This window comes from Streptomyces sp. LE64, assembly GCF_052606915.1.
This window is the reverse complement of record NZ_CP199708.1, coordinates 4,482,344-4,499,958: the sequence shown is the minus strand read 5'-3', so window position 1 is coordinate 4,499,958 and position 17,615 is coordinate 4,482,344. Positions and strand designations below refer to the sequence as shown.

19 protein-coding genes are annotated in these 17,615 nt (G+C 73.7%); 11 read left to right on the top strand and 8 right to left on the bottom strand.

Going from position 1 to position 17,615, the window contains the following annotated elements; all coding sequences use genetic code 11:
- Positions 1–129: 129 nt before the first annotated feature.
- Positions 130–1,182: an alpha/beta fold hydrolase gene (locus ACSMX9_RS20395; protein ID WP_445395828.1), complete on the bottom strand. Its 1,053-nt coding sequence runs from the start codon at positions 1,180–1,182 to the stop codon at positions 130–132.
- Positions 1,183–1,386: 204 nt separating this feature from the next.
- On the opposite strand from ACSMX9_RS20395, the gene ACSMX9_RS20390 reads away from it, so the two are divergent.
- From ACSMX9_RS20390 to ACSMX9_RS20375, 4 genes are all read left to right on the top strand, one after another.
- Positions 1,387–1,650, top strand: coding sequence for a hypothetical protein (locus ACSMX9_RS20390; RefSeq protein WP_351240931.1), 264 nt, complete (start codon positions 1,387–1,389; stop codon positions 1,648–1,650).
- A 232-nt stretch (positions 1,651–1,882) separates the two neighbouring features.
- On the top strand, positions 1,883–2,530 hold the full coding sequence (locus ACSMX9_RS20385) for a TetR/AcrR family transcriptional regulator (protein ID WP_351240929.1): 648 nt from the start codon (positions 1,883–1,885) through the stop codon (positions 2,528–2,530).
- Positions 2,531–2,732: 202 nt separating this feature from the next.
- The gene (locus tag ACSMX9_RS20380; RefSeq protein WP_351240927.1) at positions 2,733–2,960 is read left to right on the top strand and encodes a DUF3107 domain-containing protein; all 228 of its coding nucleotides are present in this window, start codon (positions 2,733–2,735) and stop codon (positions 2,958–2,960) included.
- Between the two features lie 171 nt (positions 2,961–3,131).
- The gene (locus ACSMX9_RS20375) at positions 3,132–3,398 is read left to right on the top strand and encodes a hypothetical protein (RefSeq protein WP_445395826.1); all 267 of its coding nucleotides are present in this window, start codon (positions 3,132–3,134) and stop codon (positions 3,396–3,398) included.
- 19 nt (positions 3,399–3,417) lie between these two features.
- Here ACSMX9_RS20375 and ACSMX9_RS20370 read toward each other — a convergent pair whose 3' ends face one another.
- Positions 3,418–4,155: a ferritin-like fold-containing protein gene (locus tag ACSMX9_RS20370; RefSeq protein WP_445395824.1), complete on the bottom strand. Its 738-nt coding sequence runs from the start codon at positions 4,153–4,155 to the stop codon at positions 3,418–3,420.
- Between the two features lie 586 nt (positions 4,156–4,741).
- Between ACSMX9_RS20370 and ACSMX9_RS20365 the strand changes: the two genes are divergently transcribed.
- Entirely contained in the window at positions 4,742–6,682 is a 1,941-nt protein-coding gene (locus ACSMX9_RS20365) for a DEAD/DEAH box helicase (protein WP_445395822.1), read from the top strand.
- Positions 6,683–6,806: 124 nt separating this feature from the next.
- Complete coding sequence (locus ACSMX9_RS20360) at positions 6,807–7,688, top strand: alpha/beta fold hydrolase (RefSeq protein WP_445395820.1); 882 nt, start codon at positions 6,807–6,809, stop codon at positions 7,686–7,688.
- A 5-nt stretch (positions 7,689–7,693) separates the two neighbouring features.
- Here the strand turns inward: ACSMX9_RS20360 and ACSMX9_RS20355 are convergent, their stop codons facing one another.
- Positions 7,694–8,695, bottom strand: a complete 1,002-nt coding sequence (locus ACSMX9_RS20355; protein WP_445395819.1) for an NYN domain-containing protein — start codon at positions 8,693–8,695, stop codon at positions 7,694–7,696.
- 290 nt (positions 8,696–8,985) lie between these two features.
- Here ACSMX9_RS20355 and ACSMX9_RS20350 point away from each other — a divergent pair, with 290 nt between their 5' ends.
- A complete protein-coding gene (locus tag ACSMX9_RS20350) occupies positions 8,986–9,138 on the top strand; it encodes a hypothetical protein (protein ID WP_366116991.1) in 153 nt (50 codons plus the stop codon).
- 30 nt (positions 9,139–9,168) lie between these two features.
- On the opposite strand, the gene ACSMX9_RS20345 is transcribed toward ACSMX9_RS20350, so the two are convergent.
- The 4 genes from ACSMX9_RS20345 to ACSMX9_RS20330 form a co-directional block, all read right to left on the bottom strand.
- On the bottom strand, positions 9,169–9,774 hold the full coding sequence (locus ACSMX9_RS20345; protein WP_351240917.1) for a MarC family protein: 606 nt from the start codon (positions 9,772–9,774) through the stop codon (positions 9,169–9,171).
- A 215-nt stretch (positions 9,775–9,989) separates the two neighbouring features.
- Positions 9,990–10,868 carry a PHP domain-containing protein gene (locus ACSMX9_RS20340; protein WP_445395817.1) on the bottom strand — a complete coding sequence of 293 codons (879 nt, stop codon included), beginning with the start codon at positions 10,866–10,868 and terminating at the stop codon, positions 9,990–9,992.
- A gap of 129 nt (positions 10,869–10,997) precedes the next feature.
- Entirely contained in the window at positions 10,998–11,639 is a 642-nt protein-coding gene (locus ACSMX9_RS20335) for a DUF6758 family protein (protein WP_445395815.1), read from the bottom strand.
- Positions 11,640–11,730: 91 nt separating this feature from the next.
- Positions 11,731–12,336 (bottom strand): suppressor of fused domain protein, encoded by a 606-nt coding sequence (locus ACSMX9_RS20330; protein ID WP_445395813.1) that lies wholly within the window; start codon positions 12,334–12,336, stop codon positions 11,731–11,733.
- A 739-nt stretch (positions 12,337–13,075) separates the two neighbouring features.
- On the opposite strand from ACSMX9_RS20330, the gene ACSMX9_RS20325 reads away from it, so the two are divergent.
- Positions 13,076–14,182, top strand: a complete 1,107-nt coding sequence (locus ACSMX9_RS20325) for a magnesium and cobalt transport protein CorA (protein ID WP_351240909.1) — start codon at positions 13,076–13,078, stop codon at positions 14,180–14,182.
- A gap of 32 nt (positions 14,183–14,214) precedes the next feature.
- Positions 14,215–14,724 carry a hypothetical protein gene (locus tag ACSMX9_RS20320; protein ID WP_445395811.1) on the top strand — a complete coding sequence of 170 codons (510 nt, stop codon included), beginning with the start codon at positions 14,215–14,217 and terminating at the stop codon, positions 14,722–14,724.
- A gap of 19 nt (positions 14,725–14,743) precedes the next feature.
- On the opposite strand, the gene ACSMX9_RS20315 is transcribed toward ACSMX9_RS20320, so the two are convergent.
- A complete protein-coding gene (locus tag ACSMX9_RS20315; RefSeq protein ID WP_445395809.1) occupies positions 14,744–15,508 on the bottom strand; it encodes a hypothetical protein in 765 nt (254 codons plus the stop codon).
- A 213-nt stretch (positions 15,509–15,721) separates the two neighbouring features.
- Between ACSMX9_RS20315 and ACSMX9_RS20310 the strand changes: the two genes are divergently transcribed.
- On the top strand, positions 15,722–17,035 hold the full coding sequence (locus tag ACSMX9_RS20310; RefSeq protein ID WP_445395807.1) for a magnesium transporter MgtE N-terminal domain-containing protein: 1,314 nt from the start codon (positions 15,722–15,724) through the stop codon (positions 17,033–17,035).
- Complete coding sequence (locus tag ACSMX9_RS20305; RefSeq protein WP_351240901.1) at positions 17,025–17,582, top strand: DUF1003 domain-containing protein; 558 nt, start codon at positions 17,025–17,027, stop codon at positions 17,580–17,582. Before ACSMX9_RS20310 ends, ACSMX9_RS20305 begins: the two co-directional genes overlap by 11 nt.
- Positions 17,583–17,615 lie beyond the last annotated feature (33 nt).

Genomic DNA, 17,615 nt, shown 5'->3' with positions numbered 1-17,615 from the left:
CGTACCGGGGCGCGGCGGCGCCCGTCCCGCCGGCCGGGGGTTCTGGGGTCGGCGGGGCGGCGGGGGGCGTGGTGGTCCTCCCGGGCTTCGCCGGAGGTCCCTTGCGGCTGTGGCGTCCCACGCGGCGTCTCAGCTCCCCGTCTGCGCGTCGGCGGACTCGTCCCTACCGGAGGGTGCCACAACGGTGCGGTTGCCGTCGTGACGGGGTCCCGGACCGTGTGCGTCCGGGGCCCGCCCGATGTCGCCGAGGAGGTCTCGGAAGGCTGCGGCGACGTGGTCGGGGTACTCCATCATCGCGACGTGCCCGGCGTCCGGCAGGGTCAGCAGGCGGGATCCCCGGAAGGTGCGGGCCGCCCGTTCGGCCATGCGGGGCGCCACCATGCGGTCGCGTCCGCCGTAGACGAGCAGGGTCGGCGCGAGCACCCGCTCGGCCTGCCGCCACAGCCCGTGCTGCCCGCCGAGGGTGTAGGCGTCGACGAGGCCCCGGGTGGTGCGGGCCATGGCGTCCCAGAAGTGCGGCAGCGTCTGCCGGTGCTCCATCTCCGCGACGGCGGCGGCGAAGCCCTCGGGCGTGGCCCGCCCCGGGTCGCCCCAGCACAGGTCCAGCACCCCGCGCACCCGTTGTTCCGCCGTCCACTTCCTGGTCAGTCGGGTGAACAGGGCGGCGGCGCCGGGGACGGCCAGCAGCGCGGTGGGGAGGGCGGTGCGCTGGACGCGCAGTTCCGGCAGTGCCGGGGAAACCAGGGTGAGCGAGCGGACCAGGTCGGGGCGGACGGCGGCCACCCGGGTGCTGATCGCGCCCCCCAGCGAGTTGCCGAAGAGGTGGACGGGGCCCCGTCCGGCGGAGTCGAGGTACCGGATCACGGCACGGGCGTGCGCGGTGACGGAGTAGGCGCCGTCGGACGGTGCCGGAGAGTCGCCGAAGCCGGGGAGGTCGAGTGCCTCTCCGTCCACCACGTCGTCGAGCAGCGGCATCAGCGCGGACCAGTTCTGCGAGGAACCGCCGAGTCCGTGCACGTAGAGGGCGGGCGGGCGACCGGGTCCGGCGGTGGACCGCGAGCGGACGGTGAGGGAGAGTCCGGGGAGTTCGACGGCGCGCAGCCGTTCCCCTTCCCCGGCCCTGACCGCGCCGACCCGGGGCACGGCCGCAGTGGCCAGCTGCGGGGGCTCGGACGTAGACATGCGGCAATGTTACGAGAGGATCACGCCTGGCTCGGCGTGTTCGGCGTCACAGATCGGCGTAGCGTGGGCGTACGAGCGCTCAGTGCTCCCGACGAGCGGAGGGCGTGCGCCCTCGCTGCCGGGGGCCGGACCGGAACGGGCCCGTGCGGGAGTCCCGCCCGGAGGCCCTCCGGCCGGGAGTTCGACGGAGAAGAGGAGGACGGCATGTCCGACCCCACCAACCGCGGGCGCGCGGGTTCCGATGGTTCCCGGGACGGCTCCGAGGACCCGACCGACACCGCCGGGCGCGCCGACGCCCCGGAGGACCTGGGGGTGGAGGCGCCGGAGGCGGACGCCGCGGAGCAGCGTGCGGACCTGGCGCCGGAGCGGGACGATCCGCGTCTGGGGGCCGATCCCGCTTCGGCCGACGAGGGCGACCGGGCGGAGCAGGCCCGGGTCGTGGAGTTGAACGAGGACGAGTACCGCTGAGACCCCGGGGCGGGTCCGCCGCGACCGGGTCGGCGGGTCCCCGGCATACCCGGCGTACCCGAGCGTGCCCCGCGCGGCAGCGGGCCTGTGTACGGTTCCCCCTTGCGTCCGGGACGTTCCGTGCCCCGTCCGGTACGTGAAATCCTGCGTCCGCGCCGCGCGGTCCGGGGTTACCCGAAAGTACGATGGGCGCCGCGGCGCACACCGCACATGATCGATCTTGGGAGGCGGCGTGACAGCCATCGAGCAGACAGACGCGGCCCGCCCGCGGGGCACCCGCCTGCCGCGGCGGGCCCGGCGGAACCAGCTGCTGGGTGCCGCGCAGGAGGTGTTCGTCGCCCAGGGTTACCACGCCGCCGCGATGGACGACATCGCCGAGCGCGCGGGTGTCAGCAAGCCGGTGCTGTACCAGCACTTCCCGGGCAAGCTCGAACTGTACCTGGCCCTCCTGGACCAGCACTGCGAGGCGTTGTTGCACGCCGTGCGCGGGGCGCTCGCCTCGACCTCGGAGAACAAGCAGCGGGTGGCGGCCACGATGGACGCCTACTTCGGTTACGTGGAGGACGAGGGCGGTGCGTTCCGGCTGGTCTTCGAGTCGGACCTGACCAACGAGCCGGCCGTGCGGGAACGGGTGGAGCGGGTCAGCCTCCAGTGCGCGGAGGCCATCTCCGAGGTGATCTCCGAGGACACCGGGTTGTCCAAGGAGGAGTCGATGCTCCTCGCGGTGGGGCTCGGCGGCGTCTCGCAGGTGGTGGCCCGCTACTGGCTGGCCAGCGGGAGTGAGATCCCGCGGGACGCGGCGGTGCAGTTGATCACTTCCTTGGCCTGGCGCGGCATCGCGGGCTTCCCGCTCCACGGCACGGAGGCGGCGGCGTCCTGAACCCCCTCCCCCCCACGTGGTCGCGGGGCGGTCGCGGCCCGGTGGGGGCGCCGGGAACACCGGCGGCCCGCTCGGATGTTCCCGTCCGCTGTTCGCTACCGGCGTGCCGAGGTCGTGGCTTGCCCCCGGCTGCACCGGGCTAGGGTGTGCCAGGTACGGCGCGGAGGGTCGCGCACTTCAATGACCGTCGGAGGGACAGGCCGTGGAGGTCAAGATCGGCGTGCAGCACGCGCCCCGCGAGATCGTTCTGGAGAGCGGCCAGACCGCCGAGGAGGTCGAGACCGCGGTGGCCGAGGCGCTGTCCGGCAAGGCGCGACTGCTGAGCCTCGTGGACGACCACGGCCGCAAGGTGCTCGTGCCGGCGGACCGGCTCGCGTACGTGGAGATCGGCGAGCCGACGCAGCGCAAGGTGGGCTTCAGCGCCCTGTAGGCGACTACCGCACCGGGTGCGGAGGCGGTGTGGTCCGGGACGTCTCCCGGGCCGCACCGCCTTCGCGCGTTGGGGGTCCGTGCCCGGGGGCGCACAGGGTTGCGCGCAGGTCGAGGGGGGTAGACCGGGTGCACGCGTGACGGACGCGGTGGACGTGCGGGAGGGGCCTCGATGGTGTGGACGACGGCGGGCGCCGCGGTGATCGGGCTGGGTCTCGCACTGGCCGTGCTGCGACTGCGGGCGGAGCGGCTGCCGGCGGCCCGTCTGGTGGTGGTGACGGGGGTGGTGGGCAGTCTGCTCGGCGTCTTCGTGACGCGCACCGCGCTGGGGGACCCGGGGGCCGCCACCACCCTGGTGGGTGCCGGGGCGCTGGCCGCGGCCCTGTTGTCCCTCCTGTTGCGCCGACCCCACCAGGTGCGCCGGTCGGCCCCGGTCTGAGGGCAGCGTCCGGAGCGGCTCAGGCGGCGAGGCCCAGTGCGGCCATCCGCTTGGTGTGGGCCTCGGTGATCCGGGAGAACATCCGTCCGACCTCGGCGAGGTCGAAGCCGTCCGCGACACCGCCCACCAGCATCGTCGACAGGGCGTCGCGTTCGGCGACCACCCGCTGGGACTGGGAGAGCGCTTCGCCCATCAGCCGCCGGGCCCACAGGGCGAGCCGTCCGCCGACCCGGGGGTCGGCGTCGATCGCCGCCCGCACCTTCTCCACGGCGAACCCGCCGTGGCCGGTGTCGTCGAGCACCGCGAGGACCAGGGCCCGGGTGTCGGAGTCGAGCCGGACGGCGACCTCCCGGTAGAAGTCGCTCGCGATGGAGTCGCCGACGTACGCCTTGACCAGCCCTTCCAGCCAGTCGGACGGGGCGGTCTGGCGGTGGAAGCCGTCGAGCGCGGCGACGAACGGGTCCATCGCCTCGGTGGGCTCGGCGCCGATCGCCGCGAGCCGGTCCCGCAACCGCTCGAAGTGGGTGAACTCCGCGGACGCCATCTTGGCGAGGGCCGCCTTGTCGGCGAGGGTCGGGGCGAGCTTGGCGTCCTCCGCGAGCCGTTCGAACGCCGCCAGTTCACCGTAGGCGAGCGCGCCCAGCAGGTCGACGACCGCGGCCCGGTACTGGGGGTCCGCGGAGGCCCGGTCCCAGTCCTGGGCGGCGACCCCGGTGGGTTCGGCGGGCGTTTCAGCGGCGTGGTCAGGCGTCGTCATGAAGCGCACAATAGTCCCCGCGGCGACCGCGGGAAGGCCCTGGTCACCGACCGCCGCGCCGCTCCCGGCGGTGACCTGCGGGCGGCCGCGCGACCGGTTGCGGACCACGGGGTGATGAATTCGGCCATCGCACCCGCACGATTCCGCGGTATGGTGGTAATGCGCCCGCCGAGCGCGCCGACGTACCCCCGGGGGTCACCCACACGGTGACCGGGCCCGGGCGGGGCCGGTGAACCCGACGGGCACAGGAATGAGGATGCCCGGTCGCTGGCCCGATCGGCTCCGACCAGACAGCCCTCCCGGAGGTGCGCCACCGCGCGCACCGCAGTGGGAGGGGCCCTCAAGCGGTACGAGAGTTCCGAGCGCCGGCTGTGGTCCCGCGCCATCCGGCCCGCGAAGGCGGCCGGGGGTACACCGGCACGGTCACGACCCCCAGCGCTCACTCGGTACCGCCTCTCACAGAAGAGGCACCACCCTGACTACGCACACCACACAGCCCACGACGTTCCGAGAGCTCGGCATCCTTCCCGAGACGGCCGAGTCGCTGGAAGCCGTCGGCATCGTCACCCCGTTCCCGATCCAGGAGATGACCCTCCCCGTCGCCCTCTCCGGCACGGACGTGATCGGCCAGGCCAAGACCGGCACCGGCAAGACGTTGGGCTTCGGCCTGCCGCTGCTGGAGCGGGTCACCGTCCCCGCCGACGTGGAGGCCGGTCGGGCCGCTCCCGAGCAGCTCACCGACGCCCCGCAGGCACTCATCGTCGTCCCCACCCGCGAACTGTGCCAGCAGGTCACCAACGACCTGCTGACCGCGGGCAAGGTCCGCAACGTGCGGGTCCTCGCGATCTACGGCGGCCGCGCCTACGAGCCGCAGGTCGAGGCCCTGCAGAAGGGCGTCGACGTGGTCGTCGGCACGCCCGGACGGCTGCTCGACCTGGCCGGCCAGAAGAAGCTCGACCTGAAGCACATCCGCTGTCTCGTCCTGGACGAGGCGGACGAGATGCTGGACCTGGGCTTCCTGCCGGACGTCGAGAAGATCATCAACATGCTTCCGGCGAAGCGCCAGACGATGTTGTTCTCCGCGACGATGCCGGGTGCCGTGATCGGCCTCGCGCGCCGCTACATGTCGCAGCCGACGCACATCCGCGCCACCGCCCCCGACGACGAGGGCGCCACCGTCGCGAACATCTCGCAGCACGTGTACCGGGCGCACTCCATGGACAAGCCGGAGATGGTCGCGCGCATCCTCCAGGCCGAGGGCCGGGCGCTGGCGATGGTCTTCTGCCGCACCAAGCGCACCGCCGCCGACATCGCCGAGCAGCTCCAGCGCCGCGGCTTCGCCTCCGGCGCCGTCCACGGCGACCTGGGCCAGGGAGCGCGCGAGCAGGCGCTGCGCGCCTTCCGCAACGGCAAGGTCGACGTGCTGGTCTGCACGGACGTGGCCGCGCGCGGCATCGACGTCGAGAACGTCACCCACGTGATCAACTACCAGTCCCCCGAGGACGAGAAGACGTATCTGCACCGCATCGGCCGCACCGGTCGCGCCGGTGCCTCCGGTACGGCGATCACCCTGGTCGACTGGGACGACATCCCGCGCTGGCAGCTGATCAACAAGGCGCTGGACCTGCCGTTCAACGACCCGCCGGAGACCTACTCCACCTCCCCGCACCTCTTTTCCGAGCTGCGGATCCCGGAGGGCACCAAGGGCATCCTGCCGCGTTCGGAGCGCACCCGCGCCGGGCTCGCCGCCGAAGAGGTCGAGGACCTCGGCGAGACCGGTCGGGGTCCGCGCGGCCGGGGCGGTCGGGGCGCTCCCGCGCCGGAGCGCGAGCGGCCTGCACGCACCCCCCGCAGTCGCCGGCGCACCCGGGGCGGCGCCCCGCTGGGGGCCGACGCCGACGGGTCCGTCGAGCAGCCGGCCGCGCCGGTGGGCACCGAGGCCGGCGAGGAGGCGCCGCGGGCGCTCCGCCGCCGTCGCCGGACCCGCGCCGGTGCCGCCGGTCAGGCCGGCGCGCCCGAGGCGACCGCCGTCGCGGCGGTGACCGAGGCGCCGGCCGTCGAGGCCCCCGCCGTGGAGGCCGACGCCCCGGCGAAGCCCCGGCGTCGTCGCACCCGCAAGGCGGCCGAGGCCCCCGAGGCGGCAGCGACCGTGGTCGAGGCTCCGGTGGCGGACGCGGTCGCGGTCGTCGAGCCGGAGGCCGCTCCCCGCCGTCGGACTCGGAAGAAGGCCGCCGTGGTGCCCGCCCAGGACACCGTGGCGGACACCGGGACGGACGGGGAGGCGACCGAGCCGGCCGCGGCTCCCCGTCGCCGCACCCGCGCCAGGAAGGCCGCCGAGGCCCCTGCCGTGAGCGCCGACGCCCCGGCCGCCGAGAGCACCGAGAGCGCCCCGGCGGCGCCCCGGCGCACCCGGGCCAAGAAGGCCGCGGCGCCGGTCGCCGAGCCCGCTGCCAACGAGGCCGCGGACCCGGAGGCCAAGCCGCGCCGGCGCCGTACCCGCAAGGTGGCCGAGGCCCCCGAGGGCTGAGTCCGAGGCACACGGCACACGTCGGTGGCCGGAACCGGGCCCTCGCCCGGTTCCGGCCACCGGTGCGTCCGGCGCCGACCGGGTGGCGGGGCGGTCGCTCCCCGTGGCGGTTAGCCTTCGGGGTATGAGCAGGCCCTCGTCGTTCTCGCCGCCCGCCGGAGTGCTCCCCCGGGTGCTCGCCACCTCCCGCGGCGACTTCGCCGTCCTCGACGCGCAGGGCGCCGACGGGCGGCCGCGCGGCACGGCGTTGCTGCTGCCCGGGTACATGGGCAGCAAGGAGGACTTCCTCGACCTGATGCTGCCGCTGGCCGCCCGCGGCTACCGCACCGTCGCCGTGGACGGCCGCGGGCAGTACCAGACGGACGGGCCGCGGAACGACGAATCCCCCTACGCCCAGGGGGAGTTGGTCCGCGATGTACTGGCCCAACGGGAAGCCCTCTCGGGGGCCGGGCCGCTCCATCTGCTGGGGCACTCCTTCGGCGGGCTCGTCGCCCGGGCCGCAGTGCTGGCCGCCCCCGGAGCGTTCGCCTCGCTGACCCTGATGGCGTCCGGCCCCGCCGGGATATCCGCGCCCCAGCAGCAGCGGGTGGCGCTGCTGCGGGAGGCCCTCGGCTCCCTCGACATGGCCCGGGTGTGGGAGGCGATGCAGTCCATGGAGGCCCCGCCCCCCGAGGACGCCGGCCCCGCCACGGCCGAGGACGGCGCCCGGGCCGCGGCACTGCGGACCCGTTGGCTGCGCACCAGCCCCGCGCAGATCGTCGCCGCCGGACGGCAGTTGTGCGTCGAGCCGGACCGGGTCGCCGAGTTGGCGGCGCTGGACCTGCCCCGGCACGTGCTGTCCGGCGAGCGGGACGACACCTGGCCGGTGCCGCTCATGGACGACATGGCGGTCCGGATGGGCGCACGGCGCACGGTGGTCGCGGGGGCCGAGCACTCCCCCAACGTCGAGCGCCCCAGGCCCACGGCCGCCGCCCTCGCCGACTTCTGGGACGCCGTCCCCGGCTGACGGCCTCAGTACAGGGTGCGCAGGTGCTCCCAGAACCCCTCGCGCAGGCTGCGCCGCAGGTCCGACTGGCCGCGCAGGGAGTACTGCAACAGCCGCTCGGCCTCCACCAGCAGGTCCTGGTCCACCGAGCCCGGTAGGTAGGGGTGGCCGGGCAGCAGCTCGGCCAGCGCGTCCCGGCCCCGGGCGGGGAGCCACTGGGCGGCGATCTGCGCCCCCGCGAACCGCATCTGTTCCCGGGTGGGGCGCGGGACGTTCGGCTGGTCGTGCGGGACGACGGTCCGCCGGGAGACGTACGGTTTGAAGAACTCCAGGTCGAAGACGCGTTGGCTGTCCACCTCCCACAGCAGTGGTTCGGCCTGGTTGCGTCCCTCGGGTGCCTCGACGCCCCACAGGTGCACCCGGGCCCCGTACCCCTGGGCGGCCTCCACCGCCGAGACGAGGTCCTCGTCCCCGCCGATCAGGGCCGCGTCGCTGATCGCGCGGTGCCGGGCGAGGGACTCCAGGTCGCTGCGGATCAGGGAGTCGACGCCCTTCTGCTGGTTGTTGGCGTTGAGGTTGCCGAGCCTGACCTTGACGTCGGGGAGTTCGGCGATGGACTGCTGCTCGGTGGTGTGGATGCGTCGTCGGGCGCCGTCGTACCAGTACACGCGTAGGAGCCGGCTGTCCGCGAAGATGGTGCGGGCCCGGTCGATGAGCGCTTCGATCAGCCCCTCGGCGTCGAGGTCGAAGGCCCGTCTGTCCTCGGTGCCCGCGACGAGGCGGCCCGCCGCCGCGTAGACGTAGCCGGCGTCCACGAAGATCGCGTGCGTGGCGGGGGTCTTCGCGACCTCGGCGACCATGCGGCGCAGCAGGTCGTTGGTGTGGTCGAGCCGGGCCAGCACGACGGCGAGCGCCGATTCCTCGTCCGCGCCTCCCTTCGCGCGGGGGTCCGCGTTCCGTGCCTCGGGGGGTCCGTGCTCCGTGCCGTGCGGTGCTGGCCGGGGCGCGCCCGGTTGTTCCTTGCTCATCGTCTTCATTCTCGGGGCGGTCGCGGAGCGGACACAAGCCGCCTCCGACCAGGTCATTAGCCCATCGAAAATTTTCTTTAGTGTAGGGAATGAATCCGGCTCGCAGGGTGTTGGACCGTTCGTGACCGCACGGCCGGTTCCCCCTGCTCGAACGGGCCGGGACCGTGCGTCGCCCTCTTGGTGGACCGGCTCACCTGGCACCGTCGTCGAACGGCGGGGATCATGGGTTGTCCGGTCCGCAGACCAGTTCTCCCCCTCGGGGGAGGATCACGCAGACGAAGGGAGAAGCCATGCGCTTCGAGATCATGCGCCTGAACGACGTCGACGGCACCGCCGAGGACTCGACCGTCGTGGACGCCGCCTCCGTCAACCGGATCGTGCAGCAGGCCGCAGCCGTGGGGCAGCGCCTGTACATCCGCCCGGCCGAGCCGTCCGCCTCGTAGCGGCGGTGGGCCCCTCGGGCGTGCGGGGGGTCAGGCTCCCTGGACGACCTGGGTGACGCCGTTGATGATCTGTTGCACAGCGATGGCGGACAGCAGCATGCCCGCGAGTCGGGTCACCAGGACCACGCCGCCGTCCTTGATGACCCGGATGACCAGCAGCGAATAGCGCATGGCGACCCAGAGCACCGCGTGGATGGCGAGGATCGCCGTCCACACCGACACCTGGGCGCCCACGGTGTCGGCCTTCTGCACGGCGAGGATCACCGAGACGATGGCTCCGGGCCCGGCGAGCAGCGGCATCCCGAGCGGGACGAGGGCGACGTTGACGTCCTTGGTCTGCTTCGGTTCGTCGGTCTTGCCGGTGAGCAGGTCCAGCGCGATCAGCAGGAGCAGCAGTCCGCCCGCGATCATCAGCGCGGGTACGGAGATGTGCAGGTAGGTGAGGATCTCGTGGCCGAGCAGTCCGAACAGGACGATCACGCCGAGGGCCACGCAGACGGCCTGGAAGGCCATCCGCTTCTGGACGCGGGCGGGGCGTCCGGCGGTGAGCGCGAGGAAGATCGGGGTGATCCCCGGCGGATCCATGATCACGAAGAGGGTCAGGAACAGGGATCCGAACACAGCGAGGTCGAACACGGTACGTAGTGCCTTGCGGAAGGGAGCGGGCGCACTCGGGCGGCGCTCGGAGCGGTACGCGCGCCCTGGGGGTGGGCGCGTGAGCGGGGGTGGGGCGGTGAGGGGGGAAGCGCAGGCGCACCGGACCGGGTCGTCCCGGCGCACGACGGCGCGGGGGGAAGGACGGTCGGGACGGCGGAGAGCGCTACGGGCGCATCGGTCCTCGGGGACCGGTGTCAGCCGGTGCTGCGGGGGGCTCCCCCGGCGCCGGGCACCGGGAAGGCGCCGGTCGCGCGCCGGGTGATCTCCCCGTAGATCTCGGGGTCCGTGGTGAACTCCCCGAGCACACAGGTCTTGCGGGTGCCGTGGTAGTCACTGGAGCCGGTGACCAGCAGCCCGAGTTCGGCGGCGAGTCCGCGCAGCCGGGCCCGGGTGGCGGGCTCGTGGTCCATGTGGTCGACCTCGATGCCGTCGAGGCCGGCGGCGGCGAGGGAGGCGATCACCTCGTCGGAGACGATCGCCCCGCGCCGTGCCGCACCGGGGTGCGCGAAGACGGTGACCCCGCCGGCGGCCTTGACCAGGCGGACGGCCTCGAAGGGGTCGAGTTCGTGCTTGGCGACGTAGGCGCGGGCGCCGTCGCCGATCCACTGGGGGACGAACGCCTCGGACACCGAGGCCACCACTCCCAGTTCGACCAGCGCCTCCGCGATGTGCGGCCGGCCCACCGAGCCGTCGCCCGCGATCCGGGCGACCTGTTCCCAGGTCACCGGCACCCCGAGTTCCTGGAGCCGGGCCACCATGCCGCGGGCGCGGGGCACCCGGTCGTCGCGGACCAGTTCGCGTTGGGCCAGCAGCTCGGGCTCGACCGGGTCGAACAGGTAGGCCAGCATGTGCAGGCCGATGCCGTCGAGTCGGCAGGAGAGTTCGGCGCCGGGGACCAGGGTCAGCCCCTCGACCCCCGCCAGGGCGGCGACCGCCTCGGCGTGGCCGCGGGTGGTGTCGTGGTCGGTGAGCGCGATGACGTCGAGTCCGCCCGCGGCGGCCCTGCGGACCAGCTCGGCGGGGGTGTCGGTGCCGTCGGAGGCGGTGGAGTGGGTGTGCAGATCGATGCGCACGACGGACTCCCAACCGACTCGGCCGTTCCCGGGGAACGCAGAACACGCGGACACCCAAGGATAACCGTCCGCGACCCCCCTGCGTCGTCCCGGGACTGTCGCCCTGGCCACACGCCCGGGGGAGCCCGCTCAGCGCGACAGGAGTCGCGGGGAGAGCGCCCCGCACGGCAACAGGTCCACCTCGGCGCCGGCGTCCCGCAGGTCGGTCAGCACCAGTTCGTCGTACATCAGCAGTCCGGACTGTTCCGGCCAGACCACCGCCCACAGCCACAGTCCGCGGGCCTCCCCGGCGAAGACCGCGCGGTCCGGGGGCGCGCCCGGGACGTGCCACAGCGCGGTGGGCCGCCCGGACGCCAGGACCTTGGCCTCCGGGGGCTTCTCCACGCTGATGTACGGACCGGGGTCGGGGCCGTCCACTCCGGCGTAGCGGGCGCCGAGCCCGATGCCCAACTCCTCGGCGACGAGCAGCAGCTCCCCCATGCCGCCGAGCGGTCCGGGGCCCGAGCAGGCCACCACGGTGGCCCGGCCGCCGCCGCGGTCGTCGCCGGCGTGACCCACTCCGGTGAACAGCCAACCGACCGGGAGCGGCCACGGCATCCAGACGGGGACCCGGGCGCGGTCCACGACCACGCCGAGGGCTTCCACACTGGGCGGGATCACGGGCTGGAACGGCTGCACCGCGCCGTGCACGGCGCACTGCCAGGCATCGGCGAAGAGTCCGGGAGCCCTGACCCGGCCACCGCACTTCGGGCAAGTGGGTTCGCCCCTCATACCGCCCAACGGTCCCCCTTGGCCGCCCGCGAGTCAAGGAAGATCAAAGGATGATCACCCGACTGCGCGGGGGCCCGGAGGGGCGGTGCGATCAGTCCAGTGGAACGCCCGCCCGCAACGGATCCCGCAGGTCGGTTCCGTGCGCCAGCCAGCGTTCGTGCAGGGCGCCCGCACCGTGCACCCGCTTCCACGCGGCCTCGTTCGGGGTCATCGGCAGCAGCGGCAGGAAGACGACCGGGTCCCTCGGCGGATCGAGCTCCAGATCGGGGACCAACCCCCCGGGTTCGGCCACCAGGACGGAGGTGAAGGGGGCTCCCGGCCAGAGCGGGGCGCCGGTGTCCAGCGAGGCGCCCGGGGCCACCACCACGCCCTCGACCTGGGGGCTGGCGGCCAGCACGGCCAGCGGGCGCAGCACCCGGTCGGTGTCGGCGCGTTGGCCGCGCACGGTGAGGACGAGTTCGGCGCGGGGACCGCGGTCGGGGTCGGCGAGCACCGCGGTCGGGTCGGTCATCGGCCGGGCGGACATGCCGAGGGTCACGTACCGCACGTACCGCGCGTCGGGGTCGGCGGCCTCGGCTGCCGCGAAGCGGAGGACCTCGATGCGGTCGGTGCCGAGGAAGGTGACGGCGGCCCGGGCGTCCGGTTCGCCGAGAACCGTGCGCAAACGGGCGTCGACGAGCGCGAGAACATCTGGCATGCCGGTGAGCATAGGCGCGTCGCCCCGCGGTGAGGGCCCGTCAGAATCCGCACGTCACGGGGGTGCCGGCCGGTGCGGACGCCCCGGGCGGGGTGTCAGGGGCGCGTAGCGAACGGCGGGCGCGGGCCCTTGACACGTCAACCGGCTGCTAGTCTTGGCCGCTGTTCGGGGTGGTCGTCCCAGCCGCACGCATCGGCGTCGCGCTCGTGCCCCCGACGCCTTGGACATCCCTCACGGGGGACCGGCCGGAGGAGGTGGGGTTGTCATGGATCGAAGTCGACCGTGCAGTACGACCCGCTCTTCCCGCCGCTGTCGGTAGCTTCGCGGTTCCCGCCGGTCCGGTCCCCTCTCGACGGACCGTCCGGTTCCCGGCCCCTTCCGCGTCCCCGGACCCGACCGTCCGGCCCGCCCGTTCGGGCACTCGATCGCGTGCCGGAAGAGCCGCCGTTCCCACCGGCCCGTACGGTCCGACCGTCCGCGTCCGCCTGCTCGGCCCGGTGTCCGCACGACCGCGTCGGCGACCCCGTTCGCCGGCGCGCCCGCAGTACCCGCAGTTGTGAAGCAGTAGCGACCAGCGAAGAAGCCGCCCCGCGACGGTGCGGTGCTCCCCGCTTTGTGGACGTGCCCGACATCGAGCGTCCGCCGGTCAGACGAGCCGGCGGAGCCTCCCGGATCGAGACGTCCCCATTCCGGGCAGTTCCACCCGTCGCCCGCGGCCACGGTGCGAAGGAGCCTTCCCATGTCGATGATCCGTGATCTGCGTGCCGCCGTACGGCCCGCCCACCGCAAGGACGACACCGCCTACGACACCACCCGGGACCCCGCGACGCCCTCCGCCATCGTGGACTGCGCCGTCTACCGCGACGGGCGCCGCGTCGACTCGGCGGAGTGCCTCACCCCGCACGGGGCGATGCTCCAGGTGCGCCGGGACGGCGGCTTCGCGTGGATCGGCCTGCACGAGCCGACCGAAGCCGAGTTCGCGGTGATCGCCGCCGAGTTCGGGCTGCACCCGCTCGCCGTCGAGGACGCGGTCCACGCCCACCAACGGCCCAAGCTGGAGCGGTACGACGACACCCTCTTCATGGTCTTCAAGACCGTGCACTACCTGGAGCACGACGAACTCACCTCGACCAGCGCGATCGTGGAGACCGGCGAGGTCATGTGCTTCACCGGCCCCGACTTCGCCATCACCGTGCGGCACGGGGGGCAGGGCTCGCTGCGGGCGCTGCGCAGCCGCCTCCAGAGCGAACCGAAGTTGCTCGCCAAGGGCCCCTCGGCGGTGCTGCACGGCATCGCCGACCACGTGGTGGACGGCTACCTCGCGGTCGCCGAAGCGGTGCAGGACGACGTGGACGAGGTGGAGACGGAGGTGTTCACGCCGGGCCGGAGCGGGACCGCCCGCGGCGTGGACGCCGGGCGGATCTACCAGCTCAAGCGGGAGGTGCTGGAGTTCAAGCGGGCGGTGGCCCCGCTGGTGCGGCCGATGCAGTTGCTGAGCGAGCGGCCGATGCGGCTGGTCGACCCGGACATCCAGAAGTACTTCCGGGACGTGGCCGACCACCTGGCCCAGGTCCAGGAGCAGGTCCTCGGTTTCGACGAGCTGTTGAACTCGATCCTCCAGGCCAACCTGGCGCAGGCCTCGGTCGCGCAGAACGAGGACATGCGGAAGATCACCTCCTGGGCGGCGATCATCGCCGTGCCGACGATGGTGTGCGGGGTGTACGGCATGAACTTCGACCACATGCCCGAATTGCGCTGGCAGTACGGCTATCCGATGGTGCTCGGGGTGACGGTCGTGATCTGCTTCGCCATCCACCGCACCCTGAAGCGCAACGGCTGGCTGTGACCCGGCGGGCGGGTGCCGCCTACCCTGGGCCCATGACGCAATCACCGCTGGACCGGGCCCTCGTCGAGGAGAGCGCGAAGAAGTCCGGCCTGGTCTGGGTGCGGGGCGCCACCGGCCCGGACCGCCCGCTGTGGCACGTGTGGCACGAGGGCGCCGTGCACCTGCTGGGCGACGGACCCGGCGAGCAGCCGCTGCCGGGGTTGGTCGACGGGGGCGCCGCGACCGTCACCGTGCGCAGCAAGGACAAGGGCGGGCGGCTGGTCGCCTGGTCCGCCCGGGTGGTGGAGCTGCGCCCCGGGGGCGAGGAGTGGACGGCCGCGGTCGCCGCGTTGAAGGGCAAGCGGCTGAACGCACCGGACGGCGAGGCGGCGCCCGAGCGCTGGGCCCGGGAGTGCCGGGTGGTGCGCCTGGAGCCCGGCGCGGTGGACCCCCGGACCCCGACCGGTTCGCTGGCCGCGGCCCCGCCGGCGAGCCCGGTGACCACCCGTCGGCCGGTGCCGGCGGGGCTGCCCCGGCTGTTGTTCGGCCGGCGCGGGCGCTGAGCGGCGCCCCGGGGTCCCGTCAGGTGACCGGCAGGCCCCGCCCGTAGTCGACCACTTCGGACGGCTCGGGCTTCTGGAGCGGGAACTCCGCGTTCCAGTCGGTGAGGCTGAGGGTGCCCGCCTTGCCGCCGCGCACCAGGCGCAGCGGGAAGGGGCGGCCCTCCAGGGAGACGTCGAGGGTGCCGCCGGCGCCCTTGTCCCCGGTGAGCCGGATGCTCTTGGTGCCGCCGGTGCTGCCCCGTTCGCCCTTCTCCAGGGTGCCGTGCAGGGTGACCAGCCCGTCCAACAGCACGTCCATCGCGGCGAAGCCGCTCAGCCGTTGGTAGGTCGGGTCGTCGTCGGGCACCTTGACGTACTTGCCGTCCAGCTTCTCGGCGGCGGCCCGGTCGGCGGGGCCGCCGCCGTCCCCCTCGTGGGTCCAGAACGAGGAGTCGGCCTTCAGGTAGAGCTGGTCCTCCACCTTCAGCAGGCGGAAGGTGCTGTCCTTGGAGCGCACCGAGCCGGTGCCGCCCCGTTCGGAGAGCCGCATGTCCAGGCGGTAGCTCTCGTCCTTGACCAGGATGGTGCCCGACAGGCGCACCGAGGTCGCGGCCCCGGCGGCGGCCCGGGTCCGGCTCTGGATCTCGGCGGGCGTCAGCTTGCCGACGCCGTTGGTGCCCTTGTCGGGGTCCACGGGGTCGCTGCTGCTGCACCCGGTGAGGCCGGCGAGGACGGCCGCCAGGCCGGCGCTCGCCGCGCTCATCATCACCGCGCGCCGACCCCGGCGCAGGGGAACCGCTGACACAGACGGGGCTGCCTCTCGTACGGGGGCCGCCGCGATCAGGGGCGGTGGACCGCAGCGTACCGGTGTCGTGCACGCACTCCGGACCCAGCCTCACCGGCCGTGTGGACGGGCGGCGCCTACCCGGACGGGCTAGCCTGAAGCACGAATTACCGGACAAACAGCAAGAAGGGCCGCTTCGACACGGCGGCACGCGTTCACCCGGGAGGCACGGTCATGGCAGCGGGCGCCCGCCGGATCTTCGTCTCGCACCTGTCGGGCGTCACGGTCTTCGACCCCGGTGGGGACCACGTGGGCCGGGTGCGGGACCTGGTCGCGATGGTGCGGGTGGCGCACCGGCCGCCCCGGCTGCTGGGGTTGGTGGTGGAGCTGACCTCGCGGCGCCGGATCTTCCTGCCGATGACCCGGGTGACCGGCATCCAGGCCGGCCAGGTGCTCACCACCGGGGTGCTGAACGTCCGGCGCTTCGAGCAGCGGCCGACCGAGCGGCTGGTGTTCGGGGAGCTGCTGGACCGGCGGGTGCGGTTGGTGGAGACCGGTGAGGAGGTCACCGTGCTCGACCTGTCGGTGCGGCAGCTGCCGACCCGCCGGGACTGGGAGGTGGACCGGGTCTTCGTCCGGCGGGGCGCCCCGCACCGCACGGCGGGCTTCCGACGGAGCAAGGGCGAGACGCTGACCGTCGGCTGGGACGCCGTCACCGGCTTCTCGCTGGACGAGCAGGGTCAGGGCGCGGAGACGCTGCTCGCCACCTTCGAGCAGTTGCGCCCGGCCGACCTGGCGAACGTGCTGCACCACCTGTCGCCCAAGCGGCGTGCCGAGGTGGCCGCGGCCCTCGACGACGACCGGTTGGCGGACGTCCTGGAGGAGTTGCCGGAGGACGACCAGATCGAGATCCTCGGCAAGCTCCAGGAGGAGCGGGCCGCGGACGTGCTGGAGGCGATGGACCCGGACGACGCGGCCGACCTGCTCGCCGAGCTGCCGGAGTCGGACCAGGAGCGGCTGCTGAGCCTGATGCAGCCGGGGGACGCGGCGGACATGCGGCGGCTGATGGCGTACGAGGAGCGCACGGCGGGCGGGTTGATGACGACCGAACCGGTGGTGCTGCGGCCGGACGCGACGGTCGCCGACGCCCTGGCCCGGGTGCGCAACCCCGACCTCTCGCCGGCGCTGGCCGCCCAGGTGTACGTGTGCCGCCCGCCCGACGAGACGCCGACCGGCAAGTACCTGGGGACCGTGCACTTCCAGCGGCTGCTGCGGGACCCCCCGTACACGCTGGTCAGCTCGATCCTCGACGACGACCTCCAGGCGCTCTCCCCGCAGGACTCGCTGCCGGTGGTCGCCGGGTTCTTCGCCACCTACGACATGGTGGCCGCGCCGGTGGTGGACGACGACGGCTCGCTGTTGGGCGCGGTGACCGTGGACGACGTGCTGGACCACCTGCTGCCCGAGGACTGGCGCGAGCAGGAGTTCCACGAGCTGGCCCCGGGCCCCGGGGCGAACGACGAGGGGGCGCGCGGCCATGGCGAGTGAGCGGGAGCACCGGGAGCAGGCCCGGCCGCGGGTGCGGCTGGACCAGCCGTTGGCGCCGCGCAGACGGCTGTGGCCCGAGTACGACCCGGACGCGTTCGGCCGGCTGACCGAGCGGATCGCCCGGTTCCTGGGCACCGGGCGGTTCATCGTCTGGATGTCGTTCACCATCCTGTGCTGGGTGGTGTGGAACATCTGGGCGCCGGCCGGGTTGCGCTTCGACGAGTACCCGTTCATCTTCCTGACCCTGGCGCTGTCGCTCCAGGCGTCGTACGCGGCCCCGCTGATCCTGCTGGCGCAGAACCGGCAGGACGACCGGGACCGGGTCAACCTGGAGCAGGACCGCAAGCAGAACGAACGCTCGATCGCCGACACCGAGTACCTGAGCCGGGAGGTGGCGGCGCTGCGCACCGGCCTCGGCGAGGTCGCCACCCGGGACTGGATGCGTTCCGAGCTGGAGGGGTTGCTGAGGGAGCTGGACGAGCGCCGGCCCCGGGCCGCGGGCCCCGGGGAGGGGCGGCTCCCGGGGCGGGACGGAGCAGAGCCGTAGGTCCGGGCCGACGGTCTTGCCGGGCCCGTGTCC